Origin of the sequence: uncultured Campylobacter sp., assembly GCF_938045775.1 — a bacterium.
In the GTDB taxonomy this organism is placed as follows: Bacteria; Campylobacterota; Campylobacteria; order Campylobacterales; family Campylobacteraceae; genus Campylobacter_B.
On the sequence record NZ_CALIBH010000215.1, the window covers coordinates 1 to 4,101 of the forward strand.

Here is a 4,101-nt window from a genome sequence, read left to right on the forward strand (position 1 = left end):
AAATTATCGCTCACGATGTATTCGGTCGGATAAACTAGCACCTCGCTGCCGTTGCGGATCCGCAGAATAAGCCGCTTGGTGTTTTTTAGCGCCGTGTCGCAAAATGCAAGGTGGTAAATTTTATAAATTTTCTCGCGGCTAAGTTCGCCTAAGCTTAGCTCAAACTCGAAATCTTGCGCGTTTTTGCGCTGTGCCTCGCGCTCTTTGCGCGCCTTAAGGGCGGGATCCTCCGCAGTAAAACCGCCCCTTCGCTCCGTGAAATTCCCGCTGCCGTAGCCGCCGCCTCGTTCGCCTCCGAAGTTTCCGCCGAAGCCGGAATTACCGCCGTTAAAGCCCCCGCGCTCCCTACCACCGAAGCCTCGCATCTTGCTAGGCGCGTAGCCGTCGATATTTTGCGCGGCATCTAGGCTTAAAATTTCATCCAGATAAATTTGATATTTGCCGCCGTAAGGGGATGTATTTTTGCTAAGCCGCACCCAAAACGCCATCGGGCGCTCCAGCTGCGTATCCGTTAGCGCAGTGACCGCATCGCAAATATCGCCGAACGCGCTCATCTCGAAGCTTCCCGAAAGATCGAGCACTGTGATGTTTGCCATCTGCTTACCCGATTTGGTCGTGCGGGTGTGGACGTTTTCGATCTTGCCGACGCATAAAATTTTAACGCTCGCGTCCTCGTCGCCCACCAGTTCGTCAAATTCGTTCGATTTGGTATGTGCAATCGCTCCAAGCTGCGAAGAGTAAGCTCTTAGCGGATTTTCGCTCAAAAATACTCCCGCGCGTGGACGAAAGCTCGCATCTCGAGCGTTTTGCAGGCTCATCATCGAAAGAAACGACAGCTGATACGCCGCGCCGCCGACCGCGCTTTTTGAAATTTTAATCATAAAAGCGTACGGACGCTCTCGCTCCTGCGGGCTTAAGTTTTCAATCGCCTTTAGCGCATTATCGAACACCGCAAGCTCGAAGCTGCCATGCAGATCAAGCACATTTAAAATCCCCATTTTTTTGCCCGTTTTCGTCATGCGCGTGGACAGATCCTCGATCCGCCCTACGCTAAGCACCTCGGCGCTATCGCCCTCGATCTCGCTAAACGCCGAGGATAGCGTGTAGTCGATACCTTCCATCTCCTCTTTGTAATCATCCAGCGGATGCCCCGAGAGATACACGCCCACGGTCTGCTGCTCAAATTTTAAAATTTCGCCCTGCGGAAATTCCTTATCGGTATCGACGAAGCTTACGCTCATGCCGCTCGTCATATCCTCATCCTCGCCAAAAAGCGAGCTTGCGGCGTCCTTTTTAATCTCGGTGATTTTTTTCATCACGTCTAGGATATTTTCCATATTTTGAATCATCGCTAATCGGCTCTTACCCAGACAATCCATCGCGCCTGCATAGATCAGCGACTCGATGACCTTTTTATTGACGCGGAAATTATCCACGCGCGAAGCAAAATCGTCGATGCTTTGAAATTTAGCCTCGCTTTGAAGCTCTAAGATATTTTCGATCGCGGCGCCGCCCACGCCCTTGATCGCGCCTAGGCCGTAGATGATCGAAGTGCCTGATTTGGAATTTTCGTCGTCCACGACGCTAAAGCCTCTCAAGCTTTGATTGATCGACGGCGGCAAAAGCCCGATACCTAGGCGGCTCGCCTCGTCGATATATTTTGAAATTTTATCGGTATTGCCCTCCTCCGAAGTAAGCAGCGCCGCCATAAATTCCGCCGGATAGTAGGTCTTAAGATAGGCTGTTTGAAAGGTGATCATCGAATACGCCGCGGCGTGAGATTTATTAAAGCCGTAGGAGGCAAATTTCATAATCAGATCAAATAGCTCATCCGCCTTAGCTACGTCAAAGCCCAGCTCTTTAGCGCCGCTTAGATACTGCTCGCGCATGTGGGCAAGCTTCTTCTCATCCTTTTTACCCATCGCGCGGCGCACCAGATCGGCATCGCCCAAGCTAAAGCCGCCCACCTTCTGCACGATCTGCATGACCTGCTCTTGATAGACGATGATGCCATATGTTGGCTCTAAAATTTCTTTTATCTCGGGGAAAATATAGCTTGCTTTTAGCTCGCCATGTTTGATCCTGATAAAATCAGGGATTAGATCCATCGGTCCCGGGCGGTAGAGTGAGATCATCGCGATGATATCCTCGAAGCGGTCGGGGCGCAAGTTCATCGCCAGATCCTGCATGCCCGCGCCCTCGATCTGGAAGATCCCCAGAGTGTTGCCGCTTTGAATCGTTTTGTAAGTGCATGGATCGTTAAAATCGATCTCCTCCCAAACTATGTCGCGGCCGTAGCGGCGCTTGACGAGCTTGATGGCGTTATCGATCACATCGAGGTTTTTAAGGCCAAGGAAGTCAAATTTTATCAGATCGACGTCCTCGAGATAGTTTTTGGTGTATTGCGTGACCAAGCGCGCATCCTCGCCCTTATCCTGCTTAAATAGCGGCGCTTTGTTCCACAGCGGCTCGTTTGAGATCACCACTCCCGCGGCATGCATGCCTGCGTTACGATTTAGCCCTTCAAGGCCCAGCGCAAACTCCCAAACCTGCTGTGCGATCGGATCTGCATCGATAAATTCTTTCAGCTTCGGCTCGGCGTCGTAAGCCTGCGTAAGCGTGATACCGAGCTTATCGGGGATCAACTTCGCCATCTTATCGGCTTGTGAAAGTGGCATGTCGCAGACGCGAGCCACGTCGCGGATGACGCCGCGCGCAAGCAGCTTACCGAAAGTCGCAACCTGCGCGACGTTGTATTTGCCGTACTGATCGATGACGTAGTCGATCACCTCGCCTCTGCGCGCCTGGCAAAAATCCACGTCGATGTCGGGCATCGAGATACGCGACGGATTTAAAAATCGCTCAAAAAGCAGATTATACGGGATCGGATCGAGGTCGGTAATGCGAAGTGCATACGCGCAGATGCTACCCGCCGCAGAGCCGCGACCGGGGCCTACGGGGATATCGTGATCCTTCGCCCAGTTGATGAAATCCTGCACGATGACCATATAGCCCGAAAAATGCATGTTTTTGATGATGGCAAGCTCCTTTTCCAGGCGCTCGCGATAAATTTCATGCTTCTCAGGATCGATAAATTTAAGGCGCTCTTTAAGCCCTTCGCGGCAGAGATGATCGAATAAAAAATCGTCGTTTGAAAAGCTATAGCGCTCCGAGGGCTGCGGCAGCGAAAGCCCGAGCCTAGCGGCGTATTCGATCGTAAATTTAAAATTCGGCGGTGTGGGCGCATAGTCCTTCTCGTCGAAGGCAAATTTGAGATTGCACTTTTGCACGATCTCGGCGGTATTTTCGATCACTTCGGGGATGTCCGCAAAAAGCCGCCTCATCTCCTCGTCGCTTTTTACGTAAAATTCCGAAACGACGTGTTTTAGGCGGTCGCCGTCGTTGATCGTCTTGCCCATCGAGATGCACTGATAGACGTCGTGGGCCTTGGCGCGATCCTTGCGCGAGTAGTGAGCGTCGTTGGTGGCGATGATCTTGACGCCGATTTCGCGCGAGAGGCGGATGAGGTCTTTATCGACGTTTAATTGCTCGCCGATGCCGTGGCGCATAATCTCTAGATAAAAATCCTCGCCGAAAATTTCTTTATACTCAAGCGCCGCTTTTTTCGCCGCTTCGTAGCCGCCCGCGCCTCGCTTTAAATTTCGCTCGCTTCTATTTAGATGAAATTCCACCTCGCCCGCTAGGCACGCCGAGGAGCAGATGAGCCCCTCGCTGTGCTCTTTTAAAATTTTTTTGTTGATCCTCGGGTAGTAGTAGAAGCCGTCCAAAAACGCGCGCGAGCTAAGATACATTAAATTTTTATAGCCCGTCTCGTTTTTGGCAAGCAGTATCAAGTGATAGCGCTGGCGGTCGCTTTTATCGCCGATATCATCGTGGTTGTGCAGATAGGTCTCTATGCCGATGATCGGCTTGATGCCGTGCTTTTTCATCGTCTGATAAAAGTCTATCGCGCCGAACATATTGCCGTGGTCGGTGATCGCGCACGCCTTGGTGCCGCGGCTCTGCAAAAGCTCGGCGAGCTCGCTTACTTTATTCGCGCCGTCTAGCAGCGAATACTCGGTGTGAAGGTGCAGGTGGGTG

The 4,101-nt window shown here is 51.8% G+C and carries 1 protein-coding gene; it reads right to left on the reverse strand.

The annotated features are described in order from the left end of the window. Positions 1 to 4,101, reverse strand: a 4,101-nt coding sequence (gene dnaE, locus Q0238_RS08520) for a DNA polymerase III subunit alpha (RefSeq protein WP_297945071.1), incomplete at both ends; no start/stop codon positions are given.